The organism is Hymenobacter coccineus, from assembly GCF_001816125.1.
Taxonomy (GTDB): domain Bacteria; phylum Bacteroidota; class Bacteroidia; order Cytophagales; family Hymenobacteraceae; genus Hymenobacter; species Hymenobacter coccineus.
This window is the reverse complement of record NZ_MDZA01000334.1, coordinates 1-21917: the sequence shown is the minus strand read 5'-3', so window position 1 is coordinate 21917 and position 21917 is coordinate 1. Positions and strand designations below refer to the sequence as shown.

Annotated in this window: 21 protein-coding genes; 10 read left to right on the top strand and 11 right to left on the bottom strand. The window is 61.9% G+C overall.

Annotation, left to right across the window (positions count from 1 at the left end):
• Window positions 1-87 precede the first annotated feature (87 nt).
• The 3 genes from gldA to gldG all read left to right on the top strand — a co-directional run bounded on the left by gldA (window position 88) and on the right by gldG (window position 3559).
• Window positions 88-996, top strand: a complete 909-nt coding sequence (gldA, locus tag BEN49_RS17025) for a gliding motility-associated ABC transporter ATP-binding subunit GldA (protein WP_070745512.1) — start codon at window positions 88-90, stop codon at window positions 994-996.
• 103 nt (window positions 997-1099) lie between these two features.
• Window positions 1100-1825, top strand: coding sequence for a gliding motility-associated ABC transporter permease subunit GldF (gene gldF / locus BEN49_RS17020; RefSeq protein WP_070745510.1), 726 nt, complete (start codon window positions 1100-1102; stop codon window positions 1823-1825).
• On the top strand, window positions 1826-3559 hold the full coding sequence (gene gldG / locus BEN49_RS17015) for a gliding motility-associated ABC transporter substrate-binding protein GldG (RefSeq protein ID WP_070745508.1): 1734 nt from the start codon (window positions 1826-1828) through the stop codon (window positions 3557-3559).
• A gap of 81 nt (window positions 3560-3640) precedes the next feature.
• On the opposite strand, the gene mtaB is transcribed toward gldG, so the two are convergent.
• From mtaB to BEN49_RS16995, 4 genes are all read right to left on the bottom strand, one after another.
• Window positions 3641-4975 (bottom strand): tRNA (N(6)-L-threonylcarbamoyladenosine(37)-C(2))-methylthiotransferase MtaB, encoded by a 1335-nt coding sequence (gene mtaB / locus BEN49_RS17010; RefSeq protein WP_070745506.1) that lies wholly within the window; start codon window positions 4973-4975, stop codon window positions 3641-3643.
• A gap of 142 nt (window positions 4976-5117) precedes the next feature.
• On the bottom strand, window positions 5118-6446 hold the full coding sequence (locus BEN49_RS17005; protein WP_070745505.1) for an ammonium transporter: 1329 nt from the start codon (window positions 6444-6446) through the stop codon (window positions 5118-5120).
• Between the two features lie 54 nt (window positions 6447-6500).
• Window positions 6501-7067 carry a DUF4468 domain-containing protein gene (locus tag BEN49_RS17000; RefSeq protein ID WP_070745503.1) on the bottom strand — a complete coding sequence of 189 codons (567 nt, stop codon included), beginning with the start codon at window positions 7065-7067 and terminating at the stop codon, window positions 6501-6503.
• 31 nt (window positions 7068-7098) lie between these two features.
• Window positions 7099-8304 (bottom strand): outer membrane beta-barrel protein, encoded by a 1206-nt coding sequence (locus BEN49_RS16995; RefSeq protein ID WP_070745501.1) that lies wholly within the window; start codon window positions 8302-8304, stop codon window positions 7099-7101.
• A gap of 724 nt (window positions 8305-9028) precedes the next feature.
• Between BEN49_RS16995 and BEN49_RS16990 the strand changes: the two genes are divergently transcribed.
• Complete coding sequence (locus BEN49_RS16990; protein ID WP_070745499.1) at window positions 9029-11218, top strand: glutamine synthetase III family protein; 2190 nt, start codon at window positions 9029-9031, stop codon at window positions 11216-11218.
• 124 nt (window positions 11219-11342) lie between these two features.
• Here the strand turns inward: BEN49_RS16990 and BEN49_RS16985 are convergent, their stop codons facing one another.
• A complete protein-coding gene (locus tag BEN49_RS16985; protein WP_070745497.1) occupies window positions 11343-11747 on the bottom strand; it encodes a hypothetical protein in 405 nt (134 codons plus the stop codon).
• Between the two features lie 49 nt (window positions 11748-11796).
• Window positions 11797-12309, bottom strand: coding sequence for a hypothetical protein (locus BEN49_RS16980; RefSeq protein WP_070745495.1), 513 nt, complete (start codon window positions 12307-12309; stop codon window positions 11797-11799).
• Between the two features lie 206 nt (window positions 12310-12515).
• On the opposite strand from BEN49_RS16980, the gene BEN49_RS16975 reads away from it, so the two are divergent.
• The 6 genes from BEN49_RS16975 to BEN49_RS16950 all read left to right on the top strand — a co-directional run bounded on the left by BEN49_RS16975 (window position 12516) and on the right by BEN49_RS16950 (window position 17855).
• Window positions 12516-12881: a hypothetical protein gene (locus tag BEN49_RS16975; protein ID WP_070745493.1), complete on the top strand. Its 366-nt coding sequence runs from the start codon at window positions 12516-12518 to the stop codon at window positions 12879-12881.
• A 46-nt stretch (window positions 12882-12927) separates the two neighbouring features.
• Window positions 12928-13443 (top strand): PAS domain-containing protein, encoded by a 516-nt coding sequence (locus BEN49_RS16970; RefSeq protein WP_262490216.1) that lies wholly within the window; start codon window positions 12928-12930, stop codon window positions 13441-13443.
• 54 nt (window positions 13444-13497) lie between these two features.
• Window positions 13498-14472, top strand: a complete 975-nt coding sequence (locus BEN49_RS16965; protein ID WP_070745489.1) for an NAD(P)H-quinone oxidoreductase — start codon at window positions 13498-13500, stop codon at window positions 14470-14472.
• 241 nt (window positions 14473-14713) lie between these two features.
• Window positions 14714-16720 (top strand): (E)-4-hydroxy-3-methylbut-2-enyl-diphosphate synthase, encoded by a 2007-nt coding sequence (gene ispG / locus BEN49_RS16960; protein WP_070745487.1) that lies wholly within the window; start codon window positions 14714-14716, stop codon window positions 16718-16720.
• A 99-nt stretch (window positions 16721-16819) separates the two neighbouring features.
• Window positions 16820-17098 (top strand): hypothetical protein, encoded by a 279-nt coding sequence (locus BEN49_RS16955; protein ID WP_070745485.1) that lies wholly within the window; start codon window positions 16820-16822, stop codon window positions 17096-17098.
• A gap of 1 nt (window position 17099) precedes the next feature.
• Entirely contained in the window at window positions 17100-17855 is a 756-nt protein-coding gene (locus tag BEN49_RS16950) for a phytanoyl-CoA dioxygenase family protein (protein WP_070745483.1), read from the top strand.
• Here BEN49_RS16950 and BEN49_RS16945 read toward each other — a convergent pair.
• From BEN49_RS16945 to BEN49_RS16925, 5 genes are all read right to left on the bottom strand, one after another.
• Window positions 17830-18225, bottom strand: a complete 396-nt coding sequence (locus tag BEN49_RS16945) for a hypothetical protein (protein ID WP_070745481.1) — start codon at window positions 18223-18225, stop codon at window positions 17830-17832. The two genes, BEN49_RS16950 and BEN49_RS16945, sit on opposite strands and share 26 nt — an antisense overlap.
• A 153-nt stretch (window positions 18226-18378) precedes the next feature.
• Window positions 18379-18834 carry a nuclear transport factor 2 family protein gene (locus tag BEN49_RS16940; RefSeq protein WP_070745479.1) on the bottom strand — a complete coding sequence of 152 codons (456 nt, stop codon included), beginning with the start codon at window positions 18832-18834 and terminating at the stop codon, window positions 18379-18381.
• A 56-nt stretch (window positions 18835-18890) separates the two neighbouring features.
• Window positions 18891-20510 carry a DHA2 family efflux MFS transporter permease subunit gene (locus BEN49_RS16935; protein WP_070745477.1) on the bottom strand — a complete coding sequence of 540 codons (1620 nt, stop codon included), beginning with the start codon at window positions 20508-20510 and terminating at the stop codon, window positions 18891-18893.
• Between the two features lie 34 nt (window positions 20511-20544).
• On the bottom strand, window positions 20545-21177 hold the full coding sequence (locus BEN49_RS16930; protein ID WP_070745474.1) for a hypothetical protein: 633 nt from the start codon (window positions 21175-21177) through the stop codon (window positions 20545-20547).
• A gap of 34 nt (window positions 21178-21211) precedes the next feature.
• The coding region (locus tag BEN49_RS16925) for an HlyD family secretion protein (RefSeq protein WP_141765696.1) at window positions 21212-21917 on the bottom strand (706 nt) is incomplete at its 5' end.

Genomic DNA, 21917 nt, shown 5'->3' with positions numbered 1-21917 from the left:
TTGTCAGTTGCTCATTGCCAGTTGTCAGAATATGCTGTCGGCAATTAAAGCAAACGAACAACTGACAACGAACAACTGACAACTAAAATGGTAGAAATAGAGCACCTGAGCAAAATCTACGGCACCCAGCACGCCGTGGACGACATCAGCTTCACAGCGGGCAAGGGCGAAATCGTGGGCTTCCTGGGGCCCAACGGCGCGGGCAAGAGCACGACCATGAAAATTGCCACCGGCTACCTGCCGCCCAGCGCCGGCACCGTGCGCGTGGCCGGCCACGACGTGCAAACCGAAAGCCTGGCGGTGCGCCGCGAAGTGGGCTACCTGCCCGAGCACAACCCGCTTTACCTCGACATGTACGTGCACGAGTACCTCGAATTCATCGGGGCGGTGCACGGTCTGCGGGGCCCCGGCCTGCGCAACCGCGTAGCCGAGCTGGTGCGCCGCGTGGGCCTGAGCCGCGAACAAAACAAGCAAATAGGGGCCCTGAGCAAGGGCTACCGCCAGCGTGTGGGCCTCGCCCAGGCGCTGCTGCACGACCCCTCGGTGCTCATCCTTGACGAGCCCACCACGGGCCTCGACCCTAACCAAATCCAGGAAATCCGGGAGCTAATCCGGGAGGTGAGCCACGACAAAACGGTGATTTTCAGCACCCACATCCTGCCCGAAGTCACGGCGCTGTGCTCGCGGGTCATCATCATCAGCCGCGGCAAGCTGGTGGCCGACAGCCCGGTAGCCGAACTGGCTGCCCGCGCTGCCGGTGAAACCGTGGTCCGCGCCGAGTTCGAGGGCCCCGTGGATACTGCCCGGCTGGCCCAGTTGCCCGGCGTGCGCGGCGTGGAGGCGGGCCCCAACGGCCTCGTCAGCCTGCGCAGCGCGCCCGGCACCGACTTGCGCGGCGCTATTTCGCGCCTCGCCGCCCAGGAGGGTTGGGTGCTACTGGGCCTCCGCCAGGAGCAGCAGTCGCTGGAAGCGGTGTTTGGGGAACTGACGAAGTAAATTTCAAAATGTGGAAATGTAGGGATATGGAAAATGTGGAAATAATGGTCGGGTAATAATTTCCACATTTTCCATATTTCCGCATCTCCACATCAATTAATATATGCTCACCATTCTCAATAAAGAATTCAACGCCTTCCTGAATTCCGCCGTCGCCTACGTGGTGCTGGGGGTGTTTTTGGTGGCCACGGGCCTGTTCGTCTGGGTGTTCCCGGATAGCAGCATCCTCGACTACGGGTTTGCCGATTTACAGACGCTGTTCTCGCTGGCCCCCTGGCTGTTCCTGTTCCTGATTCCGGCCATCACCATGCGCACCTTCGCGGAGGAGAAGAAAGCCGGTACCATCGAGCTGCTGCTCACGCGCCCGCTCACCGACGGCCAGATTATTGGCGGTAAGTACCTGGCCTGCCTGCTACTGGCGCTGCTGGCGCTGGTGCCCACGCTGCTCTACTACTTTTCGGTGTACCGTCTGGGCAGCCCTCCCGGCAACATCGATTCGGCGGCTACTGTGGGCTCGTACCTGGGGCTGGCGCTGCTGGCGGCGGTGTTTGCGGCGGTGGGCATTCTGGCCTCGGCCCTCACGCGCGACCAGATTATTGCCTTCCTGGTGGCCGTGGTGGGCTGCTTTTTGCTGTACTCAGGCTTCGATTCGCTGGCCTCGGTGCTCAACGGCAGCGCGGCCTACTACGTGAGCCAGCTCGGCATTGCGGCCCACTACCGCGACCTGAGCAAGGGCCTGGTGGACTCGCGCGACGTATTGTATTTTATAAGTGTGGTGGCAGTGGCGCTGCAAGCCACGCGGTTGGTTTTGCGCAGCCGCAACTGGTAAATGGAGACGACGAACGACCACCTGCCGGCCCCCGGGGCCTCCGCCGTGCCCTCGCGCAAGCGGGCCGATTTGCTGCGGTTTGCCGCCGTGCTGGGGGCCCTGCTGCTGCTGAATTTCCTCGGCCAGCGCCTGTTTTTCCGCCTCGACTTGACGGAGGAAAAACGCTACACGATGGCGCCCGCCACCAAAAAGCTGCTCTCTGATTTGAAGGAGCCGGTCACCATCACCGTGTACCTCACCGGCGACTTCCCGCCCGCCTTCCGCCGCCTCGAGCAGGGCGTGCGCGAAACGCTGAACGAGTTCAAGGTGTACGGCGGGGCCAACCTGAATTACATTTTCATCGACCCCAGCGCGGGCAGCACCGAGGCCAACCGCAACAAGTTCTACCAAACGCTCTTCAAAAAAGGACTGAGCCCCACCAACCTGGGGGCCACCGAAAACGGAAAGCGCGTCGAGAAAATCATCTTCCCCTGGGCCGTGGTGAGCGTGGGCGGCAAGGAGAAAAACGTGCTGCTGCTGCGCGGCAGCCAAACTGCCGCGCCCGACGTGCGCCTCAACCAAAGCATTGAGGGCCTGGAGTATGAGCTGGCCAGTACCGTGCGCAACCTGGTGCCCGGCCGCCGCAAGCGCATCGGCGTGGTGCAGGGCCATGGCGAGCTGAGCAACGCCGAAGCCGGCGACATATTAGGGGCCTGGCAGCAGCAGTACGAAGTGTACCGCGTGACCCTCGGCCAGGTGCCCGACCTGCGGTCCCTCGACGCCATCGTGGTGGCCCAGCCCAAATCGCCGTACTCGGAGGAGGAGAAGTTCAAGCTCGACCAGTTCATCACGCAGGGCGGGCGGGCGCTGTTTTTCGTCGATGCCCTGCGCGTGGACCTCGACAGCGTGAGCCGCAACGGCGCCGCCCTCGCCACGCCCTACAACCTGAACCTCGACGACCTTTTCTTCAAATATGGCCTGCGCCTGAACCAAAATTTAGTGCTTGACCTCAACTCGGGCCAGATCCCGCTGGTGACGGGCATGGAGGGCAACAAGCCCAAAATTGAGCCCATGCCCTGGCAGCTCTACCCGCTCGTGAACAAGTTCAGCGCGCACCCCATCACCCGCAACCTCGACGCGGTATACCTCAAGTTTGCCGGCAATATTGATACGGTAAAGGCCGTGGGCGTGCGCAAAACTGCCCTCATGACCACCTCGCGCTACACTCGCGTGCTGCCCGCCCCGGTGCCCATCAACTTCAACGACGCCCGCCTCGAGCCCAACCCCAAGCTCTACCAAAACGGTTTCCAGCCGGTGGGCTACTTGCTCGAAGGCCAGTTCCGGTCGCTGTTTGCCAACCGCGCCCAGCCCGGCACCATGCAGTACCAGCCCGAGAAAAACGCCCAGGCCCGGCCCAGTAAAATCCTGGTCATTGCCGACGGCGACTTCATCCGCAGCGAAATCGACAAGAAAACCGGCCGCCCCCTGCGCCTGGGCTTCGACCGCCTCGCCAACACCGAATTTGCCAACCGCGAGCTGGTCCTCAACGCCACCGATTACCTGCTCGACGACACCGGCCTCATCGCCGTCCGCGGCAAGCAAATCACCCTCCGCCCCCTCGACAAAGTGCGCCTCGCCGAGGAGCGCCGCCGCTGGCAAATCCTCAACCTGGGGGCCCCACTGGTACTGCTGGGCCTATTTGGGGCCCTGCGCGCCTGGCGGCGCAAGCGGCGCTACGCAAGTTTCGCGGCGTAACGCTTCGTAGAAAAACAACAAAAACGGCCCGCTGCAAAGCGGGCGTTTTTGTTGTTTCGCGTTAGTGGTGACTGGCGTAGGCTACACCAAAATCCCTACTTCCTCCGCTTCCATTAACCCCTGCGCATTCACGGCGCTGAGGCGCAGGGCCCTGGTTTCGCCCACCAGCAGCGGGTCGTACTTGGCCACTACGCGGATGTAGTTGGGCGTGAAGCCTTCCATGCGGCCATCCCGCACGTCGTCCTCGAAGAGCACTTCGGTTTCCTGGCCCAAGTGTTCTTCGTAGAAGGCGCGCTTCTTCTTTTCCGAGAGGCTGCGGAGCTGGGTGGTGCGCTCGTGGCGCGTGCGGTCCTGCACGCGGCCGGGCAGGGTGGGGGCCAGCGTATCGGGCCGCTCCGAGTACGGGAATACGTGCAGGTAGCTGATGGGCAGCTCGTTAAGAAACTGGTAGGTATCCAGAAAATCCGCGTCCGTCTCGCCTGGGAAGCCCACAATCACGTCCACGCCGATGCAGGCGTGCGGCATTAGCTCCTTGATGCGGGCCACGCGCTGGGCGTACAGGTCGCGGCGGTAGCGGCGGCGCATCAGGCCCAGTATTTTATCGGATCCGCTTTGCAGCGGAATGTGGAAGTGGGGCATGAAGCGCCGCGAAGCCGCCACCGTGGCCAAAATCTCATCCGTTAGCAAATTGGGCTCGCAACTGCTGATGCGGAAGCGGCGGATACCTTTGATTCTATCAAGCGCCGCCACCAGTTGGGTAAAATCTTCGCGCCGCTCGCGCTCGGGGCCCTGGATGCCGAAGTCGCCCAAGTTCACGCCGGTGAGCACGATTTCGGGCACGCCCTGGGCCGCCAAATCTTCTACCCGCGCCACCACGCTGGCGATGCTGCCCGAGCGGCTGCCGCCCCGCGCCAGTGGAATGGTGCAAAACGAGCACGAGTAGTCACAGCCGTCCTGCACCTTCAAAAACGTGCGGGTGCGGTCGCCAAACGAGTGCGCCGGGTGAAACTCCGTGGCCGCCGAAATGGGGGAGGCCCGCACGTGGCCGGGGGCCCCAGCGGCCGGGCGCGGCAGGCTGGCAATGGTGTCGGCGAGCTGAAATTTCTCGGCCGCGCCGAGCACCGCTGCCACCCCGGGGATATTCGAAATCTCTTCGGGCTTGAGCTGGGCGTAGCAGCCCACAATGGCCACGAAGGCTGCGGGGTTATGCTTCAGGGCTTGTTGCACCACCTTGCGGCACTTGCGGTCGGCGTGGTCCGTGACGGAGCAGGTATTGATAACGTAATAGTCGGCGCCGGCTTCGAATGCCACCGGCTGGAAGCCTTTGTCCTCAAACTGTCGGCCGATGGCCGACGTTTCGGAGAAGTTGAGCTTGCAGCCCAGCGTGTAAAAGGCGACGGATTGGGAAGTTGCCATAGCCCGCAAAGATACTGCCCGGGCCGCCGGGGCCCCAGCGCCGCGCCGCCCGGCTGCTCAGCAGTTCGCCTCCCCAAAGACCGGCGCCGCGGCGTCAGTTTCTGGGGAGGCGAACGGATAGTGGCCGGGAAAACGCGGCTGCTTAGTTGGTGGCCAGCAGCTGCTCTTCGTGCTGGCTGACGTCGAGGCCCATCAGCTCGTCTTCTTCCGACACGCGCAGCGGGGTGATGAGGTCCGTCAGTTTCAGCAGCGCAAACGAGGCGCAGAACGCGAAGGCCGACACGATGACCAGCGCCAGCATATGCTTCAGGAACAGCGAGGTACCGCCATAGGCCAGCCCATCCGCGGCGGCGGCGTTCACGGCCTTGCTGGCGAAAATGCCCGTCATGATCAGGCCCACCATGCCGCCGATGCCGTGGCAGGGAAACACGTCCAGGGTGTCGTCGAGGCGCGACTTGGAGCGCATGTGGGCGAAGAAGTTGCTGGTAGCCCCTGCTATTACGCCGATGAAGATGCTCACCGGTATCGTTACGAAGCCGGAGGCCGGCGTGATGGCCACCAGGCCCACCACGGCCCCGATGCAGAAGCCAACGGCCGAGAGCTTCTTGCCGCGGGCCACGTCGAACAGAATCCAGGCCAGGCCGGCGGCCGAAGCAGCCACGTTGGTAGTAGCAAAAGCACTTACGGCCAGTGAGTTGGCAGCGCCAGCCGAGCCAGCGTTGAAGCCAAACCAGCCGAACCACAGCAGCCCTGTGCCCAGGAGTACAAACGGAATGTTGGCCGGGGGCAGGGCCTGCTCGGTGCCGTAGGTTTTACGGGGCTTGAGGTAGATGGCCGAGGCTAGCGCCGCCCAGCCGGCCGACATGTGCACTACGGTACCGCCGGCAAAGTCGAGCACGCCCATCTTAAACAGGAAGCCGTCGGGGTGCCAGGTCCAGTGGGCCAGCGGGGCGTACACCACCAAGCTGAACAGCACGATGAACACGATGTAGGACTTGAAGTTGATGCGCTCGGCGATGGCTCCCGTGATGAGGGCCGGCGTGATGATGGCAAACTTCATCTGGAAAAACGCGAACAGCGCCAGCGGCACGGTGGGCATCAGCGACCAGGGCTTGCCGTCGAGCACGTCCCGGAACATGAAAAATGTGCGCGGGTCGCCAAGGAAGCCGCCCAGCGACGAGCCAAACGCCAGGCTGAACCCCACCACAACCCACAGCAGACTGATGATGCCCATGGCCACGAAGCTCTGCAACATGGTGGAAATCACGTTCTTCGAGTTCACCATGCCGCCGTAGAAAAAGGCTAGTCCTGGAGTCATCAGCAGCACCAGCGCCGTGGCGCACAGCATCCAGGCGGTGTCGCCCGCATTGATGCCTTCTGTGACGATGGTGGTGGGCAAGGCCGGCAGCAAAGCGGCCAGCAAGCCGAGTGCCAGAAGGAGTGCCAACGGTAATACGTTAGGCTTTTGCATGGTACGAAAAATTAAGGAGTGAAAATGAAGCGAAAAAAGTAGGGCACCGGGCGGCTACCAATCGGTTGAGCGGGGGCGCTGGGCTAATACCGGGGCCTTGGGCACGGCCAGCATAGCGGTTTTTAATTCGTCCGACAGGCTGGCTACGGCCAGGACGGCGTCTTTGCGGTGGCTTTCCCAGAGCTTCTGCCAGCCGGGCGCGGCGGGGTCTTCCAGGAGCTTGGTTTTGCCCGTGGGCACGAGGTGGTAGGTGCGGTCTTCCTGGTAATAAGCGAAGGCAAAGTCATTGAATTGCAGGCGGTACCGGCCGTTTTTTACGTCCAGGGTCAGCTGGTAATTCACTTTGCCGTGCATCTTTTTGGTGAGGTAGCCCCGGTCGTACACCCCAAAGCCGTTGGTGGCCACCAGCTGGCCAGCTGCCGAGTCGGCCCGGGCCAGCGCGTAGCCCCGGCGGTGCAGCCACGCCTTGGCGTGGGCGTACAGGGCCCCGGCGGGCAGCGAGTCGGCCGCCACAACTTCGTAAAACGAGACGTGGCCGTGCTCGTCCAGCGGCAGGGCTTGGGCCCGGGCCCCCGGGGCCAGCAGCAGCGCCGGGGCTAGCCAGTAATAGATGGGACGCATAAGAACCAGGCGTTGATTACCAGTTGGGTTGCTAGTATTTGTAGATGAAGGCTACGCCCAGGGTGGTTTGCGTGCCGGTGCCCGCGCCGTTCGAGTTCTCGTAGTAGTTGCTGGGCGAGGTATCCAGGCGGAACTCGGGCTTGATGATCAGCTTAGTGGCCGCCAGCGTGATGGGCGTGGTGACGGTGAGTGAGTTGTTGACGGTCTGCAGGTAGCGCACGCTGTGCTTGTCCTCGAAATGCTCGTAGCGCACGCCCACGCCCACCACGTCGTTGATGGCGTAGTTGGAATACAGCGCCACCCCGCCCCAGCTGGGGCGGGTTTTGTCGAAGGCGGCCGTAACCGCTGCGGCTTCGGTGGCCGAGTTGGTGTGGAAGTTGTACCACCCGTAAGCCCCGTTCAGACCTAGGTAAAACTTGGGCGTCAGTTGGTAATTCACTACCAAGTCGAACAGGTTGCGCTGGTAGTCCTGAAAAAGTGCCGGAAGCGTTCCGCTCTGAACCAGCGTAGTCAGGTAGGTGTCGTCGCCGTGGCCGCCAATCCAGTTCAGGTACACCGTCATGGTGCTCAAAGGCTTCAGGGAGAGCTGGCCGACGAGCGACTTCTGCTTGTTGTCGTCTGCCAGGTTGTCCCAGTTGTTCACTACGCCCAGCATCACCGAGGTTTTGTCGCTGAAAGCATAGGCCGCTTTCAAGCCGACGTGGTAGAAGGGCCCGTTGTTGAACAGGTTCGAGAGCGAGTAATTGTAGTTGAGCGGCGCATCAATGACCTCGTAGCCGATGTGGGTGCCAAATTGCCCTACCGTGAAGCTGAGTTTGGGAATGATTCGGTAAGTGAAATAGGCTTGCTTGATGGCCGCCGAGGTGCCATACAATGCCGCGCTGTAGGGCGACTGCGGCCGGTACAGGTTGAGGGCCCCGGTTGTGTTGCCAAAGTTCCCCAGTTCCGCATTAGGACCAAAGGTCAGGTCGATTACCAGGTCCGACTTGCGGTTGGAATAAGCGAGCTTGGCCTGCACCAGGCCCAGGGCAAACTGGTCGGTGAGGCGGTCGAAGGCGCGGCCCGCCAATTGGTCCACTCCCAGCAAGTTGCCAGACTGTGGGCGGTTAAATGCCGTCAGGTAGTAAGAGTCGATGTAACCTGAAATCGTCAGCTTTCCAACGTCCGTTGTATCGGTCTGGGCGCGGGCGCTTAGCGCAGTGCAGGTAAGGGCAAGCGAGTAAAGAAGGTGCTTCATCAGGCTACTTTAAAGGTGAAATTAAAAGGAGGTAAGGAGCTTTCAAAAGGGCTTCAACCATAAAACGTCTTTTTCGAAGGCGTTTCACTTTATATCTCTAAATCGCTGCCATATGAATAGATGAGCTTAAACTGCCTGTAATTATAGGGGGTATTTTTGATAAAACGTATAAAAAATTAAATTATGACCTCATAAATAAGGGGAATTAGGTAGAAATCACGAATCATATGGATTTGATTTGTTCCTGTAGTTAGCAGTTCGCGGAGCACGTGGCCATGCCTAGAGCGCAGCCCTGTGCAAGGCGTTTAATTTCCCAGCGACCGGGGGGGCTGGTCTGTAGCTCTAGTGGTAAGGAGGTGGCCTATCAGCGGGCCAGGATAAACCCGCTCAAGGGGGGAGCGCGAAGACTAGCATCAAGCACTACCATCCATTTGTGAGTAGTCAGTAGGCCATCGTAAGAAGCTGGTAGGCCATGGTACGCGCAGGGCCCCAAGCCTTGAATGCGGGTCTAAATCGGGCGATTATTTTGGGAACGTTTGCGTAAAACAACGGGCTCAGAATGCTCTGCTTATTTTCGAAGTGTTGCTCAAAAAACCAGCTTTTTTAAAATTATACCTATTATTTTTGGGTAGATATTCGGAAAAGTTATTCAACGTATATCTTTGCCCTGCCAATAAGTAGTCATTTTTCAAAATTCACGTATTTTTCTAATCACTCGCTTCGCATGGCAATTCTTCGTTTCAAAGCACTTGAACTGGTCAATGAGCGCAAGGCCGTTACTGTAAAGCCCGCCCACCCGCGGCGTTCCGACAGCTTCGGCCAAAATGTGTTCAACCTGGAAGCTATGCGGGCCAACATGGCCGGCGAGTATTTCAAGAAGCTGCAAGCCGCTGTGAAGCAAGGCGCGGCCGTAGAGCGCGGCGTGGCCGACGCTGTGGCTTCGGCCATGAAAACCTGGGCCATGGCCAAGGGCGCTACGCACTACACGCACTGGTTCCAGCCCCTGACCGGCGCCACCGCCGAAAAGCACGACTCGTTCTTCGACCTGAACTCGGAAGGACGCGCCATCGAGAGCTTCAAAGGCTCGGCGCTGGTGCAACAGGAGCCCGATGCCTCGTCGTTTCCCAACGGCGGCATCCGCAACACGTTTGAGGCCCGCGGCTATACCGCCTGGGACCCCACTTCGCCCGCTTTCATCATCGAAACCGTCGGCGCCAAAACGCTGTGCATCCCCACGATTTTTGTGGCTTACACCGGCGAGGCGCTCGACTACAAAGCCCCGCTGCTAAAGTCGCTGGCCTTGCTTGAAAAAGCAGCCGTGGACGTGTGCCAGTACTTTGATAAGGACGTGAACCGGGTGCACACTACGCTGGGCATTGAGCAAGAATACTTCTTGGTAGACAAAGCGTTGTACGACGCTCGCCCCGACCTGGTGATGACCGGCCGCACCCTGTTTGGCCACGCTCCGGCTAAGGGCCAGCAGCTCGACGACCATTACTTTGGTTCGATTCCGGCGCGGGCCCACGGCTTCATGCTCGACTTCGAGGAAGAGGCCAACCAACTCGGCATCCCGCTGCGCACCCGCCACAACGAAGTGGCCCCCAACCAGTTTGAGTGCGCCCCTACCTTTGAGGATGCCAACTTGGCCGTGGACCACAACCAGCTGCTGATGGACATTATGGGGCGCGTGGCCGAGCGCCACAACCTCAAGGTACTGCTGCACGAGAAGCCTTTTGCGGGCGTGAATGGCTCGGGCAAGCACAACAACTGGGCAATGAGCACCGATACGGGCGTGAACCTGCTCGCGCCTGGCCGCCGGCCCAAGGAGAACCTGCAATTCCTCGCCTTCTTTATCACCACCATTAAGGCCGTGCACCGCTACGGCGACTTGCTGCGCGCCAGCATCGCCTCGGCCTCGAACGATCACCGCCTGGGTGCTAACGAAGCGCCGCCGGCCATCATGTCGGTGTTCGTTGGCTCGATGCTGGACTCGATACTCGATGAGTTGGAGCGCACGGCCAAGGTGCCGCTCGACAAAGGCGACAATATTTACCTTAAATTGGGCATCGATAAAATCCCGCCCATTTTGCTCGACAACACCGACCGTAACCGTACCTCGCCGTTTGCCTTCACGGGCAACAAGTTCGAGTTCCGCGCCGTGGGCTCGTCGGCCAACTGCTCGTCGGCCATGACGACGCTGAACGCCATTGTGGCCGACCAGCTCATCGACTTCAAAACCGAAGTGGACGCCCTGATCGAGGAAGGCAAGAAGAAGGAAGTGGCGATTGTAGAGGTACTGCGCCAGTACGTTATCAGTTCGAAAAATATCCGTTTCGAGGGCAATGGCTACTCGGACGAGTGGAAGGAAGAGGCGGCCCGCCGCGGCTTGAAGAACGTGCCGACCACGCCCCTGGCCCTCGACGCCCTGGTGACGCCGGAGGCCGCCGCGCTGTTTGCCCGCCACGGCATCCTATCGGAGGTGGAGCTGCACGCCCGCCACGAGATTTTGCTGGAAGAGTACCAGAAGAAGATTCAGATTGAAGGCCGCGTGATGGGCGATCTGGCCATCAACCACATCATTCCCACGGCCATTGCTTACCAAACCAAGCTGGTAGAAAACGTGCGCGGCCTGCGCGAGCTGGGCCTCGATACCGACCACGCCCAGGTAACGATTGAAATGATTAAGGCCATTTCGGGCTACGTATCGACCATCAAAACCAACGTGGATGCGATGGTGGACGCTCGCAAAGAAGCCAACAAGCTGACCGATGTGCGCGCCCAGGCCATTGCCTACTGCGACGACATCAAAACGAAATTCGCTCCTATTCGCCGGGCCGTTGACAAGCTCGAGCAAATGGTAGCCGATGAGGACTGGCCCTTGGTTAAGTACCGTGAGCTTTTGTTCCGGAACTAGGCCCCAAGGGGTAGGATCGGGTCCGGTGTTGGGTGGGAATTCTCGCCGCGCCCCGGTTTTGAAAGAGGCAGCCTGCGTGGGCTGCCTTTTTTTGTGCCCGCCCTGTCCGGTGCCCCCTGGGGCCCTAATTGCCCCCAGCCCAAGCGCGGGCTTCGGGCAAAGTGGTGAAGTGCCGAAATTCAAAGGGGAGTCCGGGCAGGGCAGTTTGGTACATGCCGTCGATGGTGACGCGGTTGAGTACCTCCACCGATTCGAGGTGCGCGAAACGCTGTAGACCGATCAGAGACACGGGCTTAAGTAGGTTGGCGTGTGCCCACTCCAGGTCTTTGGGGCGCACGGCTCCTAGCCGGCGGTCGTCGGCTACCCAGCCCTTCACGTGGTATTGCTGCGCTAAGCGCAGGGTTTCGGTGAGGGCGTTGCGGAAATCGTTGCTACCGGCAAAGCCCAGCCATTCGGTTTCGAGCGTAGCGAAGGGCCCCCCGTTGTGCAAGTGCACGTTGAGGAAAGGCAGCGAAACTAGGGTTTGCATACGAGGGGGAAACACAACTGTGCCTTCTACGGCTGCCGCGGGCCAGCGGCTACGCGGGGCCCCCGCCGGTGGGGCCGGGCAGCGGGGCGGGGGCTTCGCCGGCAACCAGTTCGGCCCCGCTGCCTGGATCGGGTACGAGCACGTGCCAGGCGGCAAGGCGCAGCTCGTCGAGCCGGCCAAGGGCTTCGCCCACGGTGGGGTTGGCCTTCAGCTTGTCGAGCAGGCCGCTTTTCAGGGCCACCACCACCAGTTTTTCTAGCACGAAGGGCAGCACCCAGCCCACCACGTTGGAGGCCAGGGCCCCGCGCAGGCCCAGGCGGGCCAACAGGCGCACGCTCATGCGCTCGAGCAGCAGCACCCGGGCGGCAGGCACGGCTTTATTGGATAGGAAATCGGCGACGAGCTTGAGGTTGCCCTTCTCCACTTCGGCCCGCAACACGTCCTGTACCGCGTCGAGGGCCCGGGCGGCGAGCTGGCGGAACAAGCGGCCCGTTTGCCAGGCCGTGAGGCCGGTGCGGCGGGCGGCGCGGGCCACGAGCGGAAACAACGCGGGGGTTTTCATAAGGCGGGGCGCCGGGTACGGCGAGTAGTAAACAATCGCTGGTGGGCGGCGATAAACGTGAGTAGAAGTGGAACAAGTACGCGAACAGTACCGTTGTTGGTTGTGGTTTAGGCCGATGGCAGCGGGCAAAGTGGCCCGCTTTTAGTTAGCCCAAAGCGTTCTAATTTTTGCGCCCGGGGCCCTCCCGGCGCAGTTTATACTCGTACATGACTGATTTGCTTCTGGATATTAATTTACAACAAATCCCCGATGCGTATTTCGACGGCGACTGGGCGGTGCTCAGCCGGGTGCTGAACCGCAACGACCCCAGCAGCCTGCTGGCCCAGGCCACGCGGCTGGTGCTGGGCCCCGGGCAGCTGGAAACGCACGCCGCGCCCGATGGCCCGGCCGAAACCGGCCGCTGGGCCGTGACGCGCGACGAGCTGCTGAACCGCCCGTACCTGCGCTTCGAGCTGCCCGCCGAGGAAACTAGGGCCCTGGTGACGCGCCTGCGCCGCTCGGCCGACGGCGTGCGCAGCCAGCTTAGCCTGTACTTTGCCTCGGGCATGGAGCTGCAGCTGGGCCGGCTGTAGGGACCGCTTTCTTAATTGATTGGTACGTTTTATTCTTCGTTGCTTCGTGAATTCTGCTGCTTCTCCTTCTGACGCCATCCCCACTGCCGGGCCTGAGCAATTTACATTTCTGGCCGATATGATTCCGCAGCTGGTGTGGATAACCGACGCCACCGGCTTTCATACCTACTTCAACCAGCGGTGGATCGACTTTACGGGCTACACGCTGGCCGATAGTGTGGGCCCCGAAATGTGGAACAACTTGCTGCACCCCGATGACCGGGCCCGCGCCAGCAAAGTGTGGGGCCATTCGCTGGCCACCGGGGCCGACTATGAGATTGAGTACCGCTTCAGGGCGGCCGATGGGGCGTACCGCTGGTTTTTGGGCCAGGCGCGGCCGTGGCGCGACGCGGCGGGGGCCCTGACGACGTGGTTTGGCACGTGCACCGACATTCACGACCAGAAAATAGCGGCGGAACAGCTCCAAAGCTCCTACGCCGACCTCGAAGCCAAGGTAACGTTCCGCAACCTGGAACTGGAGCACCAGGTGCAGGCGCTGCAGCGGCAGCTTTCGGCCAAGTAACGGCCGTGCGGTGGCGGCCGTACAGGGCCCCGTACCCACCCGCACTGCCCGCCCATGAAAGCCATTACCGTTCGCCAAGCCGGCGGCCCCGACGTATTGCAACTCGGTGACACCCCCACGCCCCGGCCCGCCGCCGGGCAGGTGCTGGTGCGCGTGCAGGCCGCCGGCGTGAACCGCCCCGATGTGCTGCTGCGCCAGGGCAAATACGCTGGCAGCGGCGACGTGGCGGGCTCGGTGCCCGGCCTTGAAATAGCGGGCGTGGTGGAGGCCTGCGGCCCCGGGGCCCCGCGTTGGCAACCCGGCGACGCTGTGTGCGCCCTGCTGGCGAGCGGCGGCTACGCCGAATACGCGGTGGTCGACGCCCGGCATTGCCTGCCCATGCCCGCCGGCCTGAGCCCGGTGGAAGCCGCGGCCCTGCCCGAAACCGTGTTCACGGTGTGGCACAACGTGTTCCAACGCGGGGCCCTGCAGCCGGGCGAAACGCTGCTGGTGCACGGCGGCAGCAGCGGCATTGGCACCACGGCCATTCAGCTGGGCCGGGCCCTGGGCAGCCGCGTGGCCGTCACGGCGGGTTCGGATGCCAAGTGCGCGGCCTGCCGCGACCTGGGCGCCGATTGGGCCATCAACTACAAAACCGAGGACTTCGAGCAAGTGCTGAAAGGCGAAGGCGTCGACGTCATCCTCGACATGGTGGGCGGCGATTACATCGCCAAAAACTTGCGCTTGCTGCGCGACGACGGAAGCCTGGTGTTCATCAACGCCACGCAGGGCGGCGCGGGGGCCTTCGATGCCCTGGCCGTGATGCAGCGCCGCCTCACCATCACGGGCAGCACGCTGCGCCCGCGCTCAGCCGATTTTAAAGCAGCGTTGGCTGCGGCCGTCGAGCAGTACGTTTGGCCCTTGGTAGCGGCGGGCCAGCTCCGCCCACTCATTCACCAAACCTTCCCGCTGGCTGAGGCCGCCGCCGCGCACCAGTTGCTGGAAAGCAGCGCCCACATCGGCAAAATCGTGTTGGAAGTAGGCAAATAGAACATTCTTGAGCTCCGTTCAGCGGCCGCAGAAACTGCCGTTCCGGGCCCTAATGGTGCGAGTGTTGCAGCGAAAATCGCTGCGCGCAAGGCCGCGCTACGGGTTGCCTTGCGCCCACCCAGGCGTGGGCGTGGGGCCCCTGCAACGCGGCGGCCGATAGAATAGACCGGGCAGACGCCGCGCCGCCAAGTTACCTTTGTGGTACCCCGTAACTTTCGCCCGGGGCCCCTAGTTTCTGGCCATGAACAAGACGTATTGCCCCAGCCTGACTGAGTACCAGCGCCGCGTGGCGCGGGTAGTAAACATCGGCGGCGTGCCCATGGGCGGCGACTACCCCATCCGTGTGCAGAGCATGACCACCGTGGACACGATGGACACGCAAGGTTCGGTGGAGCAAACCCTGCGCATGGTGGCCGCCGGCTGCGAGTACGTGCGCATTACGGCCCCCAGCGTGAAGGAGGCCCAGAACCTGCTGGAAATCAAGAAGGAACTGCGGGCCCGCGGCTGCAACGTGCCGCTCATTGCCGATATCCACTTCACGCCCAACGCTGCCGAGCTGGCCGCCCGCATCGTGGAGAAAGTGCGCGTGAACCCGGGCAACTACGCCGACAAAAAACGCTTCGAGGAGATTGACTACACCGACGCCAGCTACGCGGCCGAGGTCGAGCGCATCCGCGAGCGGTTCCGGCCGCTGGTGAAAATTTGCAAGCAGTACGGCACGGCCATGCGCATCGGCACCAACCACGGCTCGCTGAGCGACCGGATCCTGAGCCGTTACGGCGACACGCCGCTGGGCATGGTGGAGTCGGCGCTGGAATTCTTGCGCCTCTGCGAAGAAGAAAATTACTATGATGTGGTGCTGAGCATGAAGGCCAGCAACACCCAGGTGATGGTGCAGGCCTACCGCCTGCTGGTGCAAAAGCTCGACGAAGAAGGCCTGCAACCCTACCCGCTGCACCTGGGCGTGACGGAGGCCGGCGAAGCCGAGGACGGCCGCATCAAATCGGCCGTGGGCATCGGCACGCTGCTCGAAGACGGCCTGGGCGACACCGTGCGCGTGAGCCTGACGGAAGCCCCCGAGGCCGAGGCCCCCGTGGCCCGCATGCTGATTGACCGCTACGTGGGCCGCGCCGCCACGGCCCGGCCCATTCGGCCGCTGGAGGGTACCGAGCCCATCAACCCGTTCCAGTACCTGCGCCGCTCCACCCACGAGGTGCTGAACTTCGGGGGCCTAAACGTGCCGCGCGTCATCGCCGACCTCTCGCGCCTGCCGCGGCTGGAGTACGGCGATCTGCGCGCCGCCGGCCACCTGTACTCGCCGTTCCTCGACAAATTTCAGATGTCGGACCTGGGGGCCGATTACATCTATACCGGCGAACGGCCAGTGCCCTTCATGCTGCCCAATGGCCTGAAGGAAATCGTGAACTACACCGCCTGGGCCGACGGCGGGCGCCGCCCCGACCACTTCCCCCTGATGACGGCCGACCGCTACATGGCCGACCCCCGCCGAAGCGGACTGCCTGAGCACCACCCGCAGCTCAATTTCCTGATGCTGAGCCTAGACGTCCTCGATGCCCCCCTGCTTGCTCGCTTGCGCGACGACCGTACCGTGGTGCTGGTCTTTGTGACGACCAACGCCCACGCCATGCCGGAAATGCGCCGGGCATTCTTCGAAGTAATCAATGCCGGCGTGAACTGCCCGGTCGTTATTTGCCGGTCTTACGGGCCCCAACCGGCCGCCCAAACACAGCTCGACGCCGCCACCGATGCGGGGGGGCTGCTCATCGACGGCCTCGGTGATGGTATTGCACTGGGCACAGAACTGCTGCCCGAGGCATCGCAGGAAGAATGGCAGACCCGGATCGATGGCCTCAACCAGCTCAGTTTTGGCATTTTGCAGGCGGCGCGCACCCGCATGAGCAAGACCGAGTACATCAGCTGCCCCAGCTGCGGCCGCACCCTGTTCGACTTGCAGGAAACCACCGCCATGATCCGCCAGCGAACCGACCACCTCAAGGGCATTAAAATCGGAATCATGGGCTGCATCGTGAACGGCCCCGGCGAAATGGCCGACGCCGACTACGGCTACGTAGGCGTAGGCAAGGGCAAAATTGCCCTCTACCGCGGCCAGGACGTCATCAAAAAAGCCGTCCCCGAAGAACGCGCCGTGGACGAACTAATCGAACTAATGCGCGAAGATGGGAAATGGATTGAGAAGGAAGTGATAGGGGAGCCGGTGGGGGCTTAAGCATTTAACCACGAGAAAAAACAACGTCATGCAGAGCGAAGCACTTTAACTGCGGGGACGCCAGATGAGCATGACGTTCGAATAAATTAATTCCAGATAGTGCTAGATTTTAGTTTTATCCCCGACGAAAAACCCGTGCATCACTGGGGCTTAACCTATGTCGGCGGTATTGAATATGAGGAATTTGTAGCAGCACAGGATTTAAAGATTATCGAAAGCCACCTCGATTATTACGGCAAGTTCCGATGGATGAGTCAGAACGTGCAACAAAAGCGGGCGATGCTGACGTCTGCTGTTGCGGCAGCTGTTCCCAACTTAGCTTTCATTTTAAAGCAAGCATTTACAGCTAATTGCGGCTTAGTAGCTTTTGGCGATTGATATGGTCACTTCTGCATCAGTTCGGCCACTCCAAGAGTCGGGCTTCGCAATTATCCCGCAGCTGTTTACCCAGTCTGAAATAGCCGCCCTGCTGCACTGCATCGAAAGTGCCCCCGCGGCTGGCGCAAATTTTCGGCGTAGCCAGGACGTGTTTGCAATTCGAAATTTGCTGGGCGAAATACCGGCGCTGGGGGCCCTATTAAATACTGCTGCGCTGCGTGACGTGTTGGGCGAATTGTTTCCGGCCGGCTGCCACCTCACCAAGGCTATTTATTTCGACAAGCCGGCGGGGTCGAATTGGCTGGTGGCCTGGCATCAGGATTTGATGATTAACGTAGCGCACCGCGCCGTTGTGCCCGGGTTTGGGCCCTGGACGGCCAAGGCTGGCTGGGTAGCGGTGCAGCCGCCGGTGGCAGTGCTCGAAAATACCGTGACCGTGCGCCTACACCTCGACGACTGCGACGCCACCAATGGGGCCCTGAAAGTGGTGCCCGGTTCGCACCGGCGCGGCGTGGTGCCCGCTGAAACCATTACCGGCCACACGGCCACCGCTGCGGTGTGCGCTGTGCCCGCAGGCGGCGCGATGCTGATGAAGCCTCTGCTGCTGCACGCTTCCAACCGCAGCACCAGCGACCGGCCGCTGCGGGTGATTCACCTGGAGTTTGCGGCCCAGGAGCTGCCCGCGGGGCTGGCCTGGCGCGAACGGCGCGACGTGGGGCGCTATGGGTTTATTACCGACCCAAAAAGAACGCCCTAAACCGCGCCAATTCTTCTAATTCCCGCTGCACGTAGGCGTTGAAAAACGCCTCGCCTACCTGCCGGTGCAGCACTGAAATGCCTACGTCAATCAGCCGCAGGCTTTGGGCGGTGAGTAGGATATTGTCGAACCGCTCGCCGGGCAGGTTGGAGGGCCGCTGAAGGTCGTGGTGAGCGAAGCCGGCGGCGTGGAGCGTGCGCAGCTCATCAGCGAATACGTCGAACTGTATTTCGCGGATCTCCGCTTCGTGGGCCCGAAAATCGAGGGGATAGAGGCGCTCCATTACGAGCATATCGACGCCGAGCGTTTCGTTTACTTCTAGGCGACTAAACTTTACTACTAGGCCGTTGACCTCGTTGGCAAAGCGCATTTTCTCGGCCTCCGAGCCAATGTCAGAGCGCGTGTCCTAGCTGAAAATCTTGCCGACTTCAGTTAGGGAAAGGGCAATGGCGGCGTTGTTGGCCCCGCGCGAAAGCTGCCGGGGGTAGCGTTTGGGTTCCATGGGCGCAAAGTAGGCCAATGGCTATTTGCACTTCTCCTTACGACGCGTGTCGATGATATGCGCGATTTTCCAGCCACTGGCCAGCTTCACCAATTGAAAGGAATCGTAGCCGCAGTGGCTGAATTTGCTGCCCAGGTAAAACTCATACGGTGCCCACACGCTGGCCAAGTTGGCGTCGATGAGCACGCGCTCAAATTGCACGCGCTCGTCCCAAACCTCGGCGTGAGGCGTACCCACCGCTTTCAAAAAACCGGCGATGCTCTCCGTTTGCAAGGCAACGGGTTGGCCGCCGATGCCGTGAAATACAGCCCCTGGGGCCAGTGTGCGGCGCACCAGCGTGCTGTCGCCGCGCCGCATACCGTCAAAAAAAGTGGTAATGGTTTGCTTCACGGCGGCGGTTTCGGCCGTGGTGGTTTGGGCGTGCGCCGCTGTGCCCAGTAGCAAAAACGCAGATAAAATACCTGGGAGAATTTTCATAACGGGCAAGATAAGCGTGGCGGTTGGCAGCGCACGTGGGGGTAAGGCCGCCGGCCTCAAGCAGCCGCATCGGCGCCCTTGCTGCCCGCGCCAAGCTTGTTGGGCTTCATCAAAAACACGAGGCCCACCGAGAAGATGCAGGCGAAACCCAGCAGGTAAAAGGCGTCGGTGTAGGCCAGGGTGGTGGCCTGTTGCTGCACAATGCGGTAGAGGGCCCCCTGGGCCTGCCGCATGGCATCGGCCCCGTTGGCGTTGACCCGGCCGAACACGGAGGTGGCGAACTGGCGCAGGCCCGCCGCGTAGTCGGGGTTGGTGAAGGAAAGGTGGTCGATGATGCGGCTTTGGTGGAACTGGCTGCGGCGGGCAATTACGGTTTCGATGGCCGCGATACCAAAGCCGCCCCCAATCGTCTGCACCAGGTTGGTGAACATGGCCACCTGGTTGGTTTTGGACTTGGCCAGGCCCACGTAGGAGGCCACGCTGATGGGCACGAACAAGAAGCCCAGCCCCAGGCTCTGGTAAATGCGCGCCGTGGCCACCGTGCGGAAATCGACACTGGTGCTGAGGATGTGGGCATAGTTGAAGCAGGCCAGGGAGCTGACGACTAGGCCAAAGGCAATCAGCCAGCGGGCCTGCACCTTGCCCGTCAGCCAGCCCACTATCGGCATCAGCAAAATGAGCGACAGGCCGCCCGGTGTGATGGCCAGGCCGCTATCGACGGCCCGGTAGCCCAGCAGCGACTGCAAAAACTGCGGCAGCTGCGTGGTGCTGCCGTAGAGCAGGGCCCCCACCACAAACATGACCAGCATGGCCGCCGTGAACGTGCGGTTGCGGAACAAACTCAGGTCGAGGAGCGGGTTTTTGGTGCGCATTTCCCAAACAATGCCGCCCACCAGCAGCACCGCCGCCGCCACGCTGAGCAGGATAATGGCTTGCGAGCTGAACCAGTCCTCGCGCTCGCCCCGGCTCAATACGTACTGCAACGCGCTCAGGCCCAGACCTAGCAGGCTAAGGCCGATGTAGTCCACGCTGATGCCCTTGGCCCAGGCGTTGGCCTTTTCCTTCACCAGCTCCGGCGGATCCTTTACCAGGGCCGTTACCAGGAACGCGGTGATGAGGGCGATGGGCACGTTGACGAAAAACACCCAGTGCCAGCTGTAGCTGTCCACGAGCCAGCCGCAGAGCAGGGGCCCCACCGTGGGGGCCACCACCGTGGCCACCCCAAACAGCGCAAACGCCTGCCCCTGCTCGGCGGGCGGGAAGGAATCTTTGAGAATGGCCTGGCCGACAGGCGGAATAATGCCGCCGCACAGGCCTTGGAAGGCCCGCATTACCAGCAACATGCCCAGCGACGTTGAGAGCCCGCACAGCAGCGACGACACCCCGTAGGCCACCAGCGCCAGCATAAACAGGCGCGACCGCCCAATGGCCGTGGACAAAAAGCTGGCCGTGGGCAGCATCACGGCCTTAGCCAGCAACAGCACCGTAATCACCCAAGTCACGTCGTCTTGCGAGGCCCCCAGGCTGCCGCCGATGTTTTGCAGGGCCACCGACACGCTGGAGTTGTCCAGCACGTCCATAAACGTGCCCAGCGCCACCGTGATGGCGATGGCCCACTTGAGGTTGCCGGCCAGCGCGGCCCCGGCGGGCTTGGACAAGGTTTGCGTTTGCGCCATGGCGAAGGAAAAAGGAAGGAAAAGGTGGCCGGCGCTAGCGCGGCGTGGTGTGCAGGTGGGTGCGCGCCTGCGCCACGGCTTCTTTATAATGGTTGAGGAAATCGGTGAGTATTTCTTCCTGCGTCACGCTCTCTAGCTGGCGGTCGTCGCGCCAGGTGCTCAGCAGCTCGATGGTTTTGGTGCGGGTCGGCTCCTTGTCGTCTTGCTTCTCGTCGCCACCTTCCGCTTTATCATCGTCGCCTTCTTCTTTGCTGTCGTCGCCCTTGTCCTCCTTTTCTCCGCCTTTGTCATCTTTGGGCGGCGCCTCGGGCTGGCCTTGCTCGGCAGCGATGGCCTTGGCCAGCTTGTTTTCCTCAAACCAGCAGTGCACGTAGGGCAGCACAGCCTCGATGCGCACCTCGGCTACCACGGCGTATTGGAACTCGACGGGGCCCTCTAAGTGCCGCACGATGAGGTACACGCGGCCATCGTCGAAGCCGGTTTCGCAGGTGCGGGCGTGTGGGTGCAGGGCGGCGGCGGCCGTTTCGAGAGCCGGACGGGCTGTGTTGTGATAAAAATCGGTCTGGCGCTTTAGGTTGTCGATAAACGTCTGGTCCTCTTGCGCGAGGGTGGCAAAAAAGCCGTTGAGGTCGGCTTCCCAGCGGCCGGGAGGGGTGGGGGCTTCCATAAGTGAAGGAGGGTTGAGCTTGACAGTCAAAAAGTTATTTCTTGGGCCCCACCCGGCGGCTGGCCTCGTGGTTCACCACGCGGGGGCTGGCCTCGAGGTGGGTGGTGTCGGCGGCCTGCTGGGTAGGCACCACGGTGATGTCTACCTCGGGCGTCACCGACATGCCGGGGGCCAGCAGGTGCAGGTCGGGCTGGCCGTTGAACACAATTTTGACCGGAATGCGCTGCACCACCTTCACGTAGTTGCCGGTGGCGTTCTCGGCCGGTAGCAGGCTGAAGCGCGCCCCAGTGCCCCGCTGGAAGCTCTCAACCGACCCCCGGAACTGCTCGCCCGAGTAGGTATCGACCTCAATCAGTACCGGCTGGCCCACCCGCATGCGCGCCAGCTGCGTTTCCTTAAAGTTGGCGGTCACCCACAACTGCCCGTAGGTAATGAGCAGCAGCTGCTGGCCCACGACCACGGTCTGCCCCTCATCCACGGCTTTGCCGGTCACGCGGCCGTTTTCGGTGGCGTATATCTTGGTGTAGGAAAGCTGGAGCCGGGCTTGGTCGGCGGCGGCCTGGGCCTGCGCAATCTGGGCTTCGGAGACGCTGATTTGCTCGGTGGCCTGGCGGTAGTCGTTGCGGGCCTGGGTGACCACGGCGGCGGCCTGGGCGGCCTGGGCGCGGGCGGCCTGGGTGCGCTGGGCGGCGGCGGCGGCCTGGTCGTTCAGCAGGCAGAAGCCCTCGCCCCGGTCGCGA

What these genes read in the sequence shown, in the direction of transcription:
- BEN49_RS16950 (WP_070745483.1), top strand. Translation starts at nt 17,100, where the DNA reads ATGGTCACTTCTGCATCAGTTCGGCCACTCCAAGAGTCGGGCTTCGCA.
- BEN49_RS17005 (WP_070745505.1), bottom strand. Translation starts at nt 6,446, where the DNA reads ATGCAAAAGCCTAACGTATTACCGTTGGCACTCCTTCTGGCACTCGGC.
- BEN49_RS16930 (WP_070745474.1), bottom strand. Translation starts at nt 21,177, where the DNA reads ATGGAAGCCCCCACCCCTCCCGGCCGCTGGGAAGCCGACCTCAACGGC.
- gldA (WP_070745512.1), top strand. Translation starts at nt 88, where the DNA reads ATGGTAGAAATAGAGCACCTGAGCAAAATCTACGGCACCCAGCACGCC.
- BEN49_RS17000 (WP_070745503.1), bottom strand. Translation starts at nt 7,067, where the DNA reads ATGCGTCCCATCTATTACTGGCTAGCCCCGGCGCTGCTGCTGGCCCCG.
- BEN49_RS16975 (WP_070745493.1), top strand. Translation starts at nt 12,516, where the DNA reads ATGACTGATTTGCTTCTGGATATTAATTTACAACAAATCCCCGATGCG.
- BEN49_RS16965 (WP_070745489.1), top strand. Translation starts at nt 13,498, where the DNA reads ATGAAAGCCATTACCGTTCGCCAAGCCGGCGGCCCCGACGTATTGCAA.
- BEN49_RS16940 (WP_070745479.1), bottom strand. Translation starts at nt 18,834, where the DNA reads ATGAAAATTCTCCCAGGTATTTTATCTGCGTTTTTGCTACTGGGCACA.
- BEN49_RS16995 (WP_070745501.1), bottom strand. Translation starts at nt 8,304, where the DNA reads ATGAAGCACCTTCTTTACTCGCTTGCCCTTACCTGCACTGCGCTAAGC.
- BEN49_RS16985 (WP_070745497.1), bottom strand. Translation starts at nt 11,747, where the DNA reads ATGCAAACCCTAGTTTCGCTGCCTTTCCTCAACGTGCACTTGCACAAC.
- BEN49_RS16980 (WP_070745495.1), bottom strand. Translation starts at nt 12,309, where the DNA reads ATGAAAACCCCCGCGTTGTTTCCGCTCGTGGCCCGCGCCGCCCGCCGC.
- mtaB (WP_070745506.1), bottom strand. Translation starts at nt 4,975, where the DNA reads ATGGCAACTTCCCAATCCGTCGCCTTTTACACGCTGGGCTGCAAGCTC.
- gldF (WP_070745510.1), top strand. Translation starts at nt 1,100, where the DNA reads ATGCTCACCATTCTCAATAAAGAATTCAACGCCTTCCTGAATTCCGCC.
- BEN49_RS16945 (WP_070745481.1), bottom strand. Translation starts at nt 18,225, where the DNA reads ATGCGCTTTGCCAACGAGGTCAACGGCCTAGTAGTAAAGTTTAGTCGC.
- ispG (WP_070745487.1), top strand. Translation starts at nt 14,714, where the DNA reads ATGAACAAGACGTATTGCCCCAGCCTGACTGAGTACCAGCGCCGCGTG.
- BEN49_RS16990 (WP_070745499.1), top strand. Translation starts at nt 9,029, where the DNA reads ATGGCAATTCTTCGTTTCAAAGCACTTGAACTGGTCAATGAGCGCAAG.
- BEN49_RS16935 (WP_070745477.1), bottom strand. Translation starts at nt 20,510, where the DNA reads ATGGCGCAAACGCAAACCTTGTCCAAGCCCGCCGGGGCCGCGCTGGCC.
- gldG (WP_070745508.1), top strand. Translation starts at nt 1,826, where the DNA reads ATGGAGACGACGAACGACCACCTGCCGGCCCCCGGGGCCTCCGCCGTG.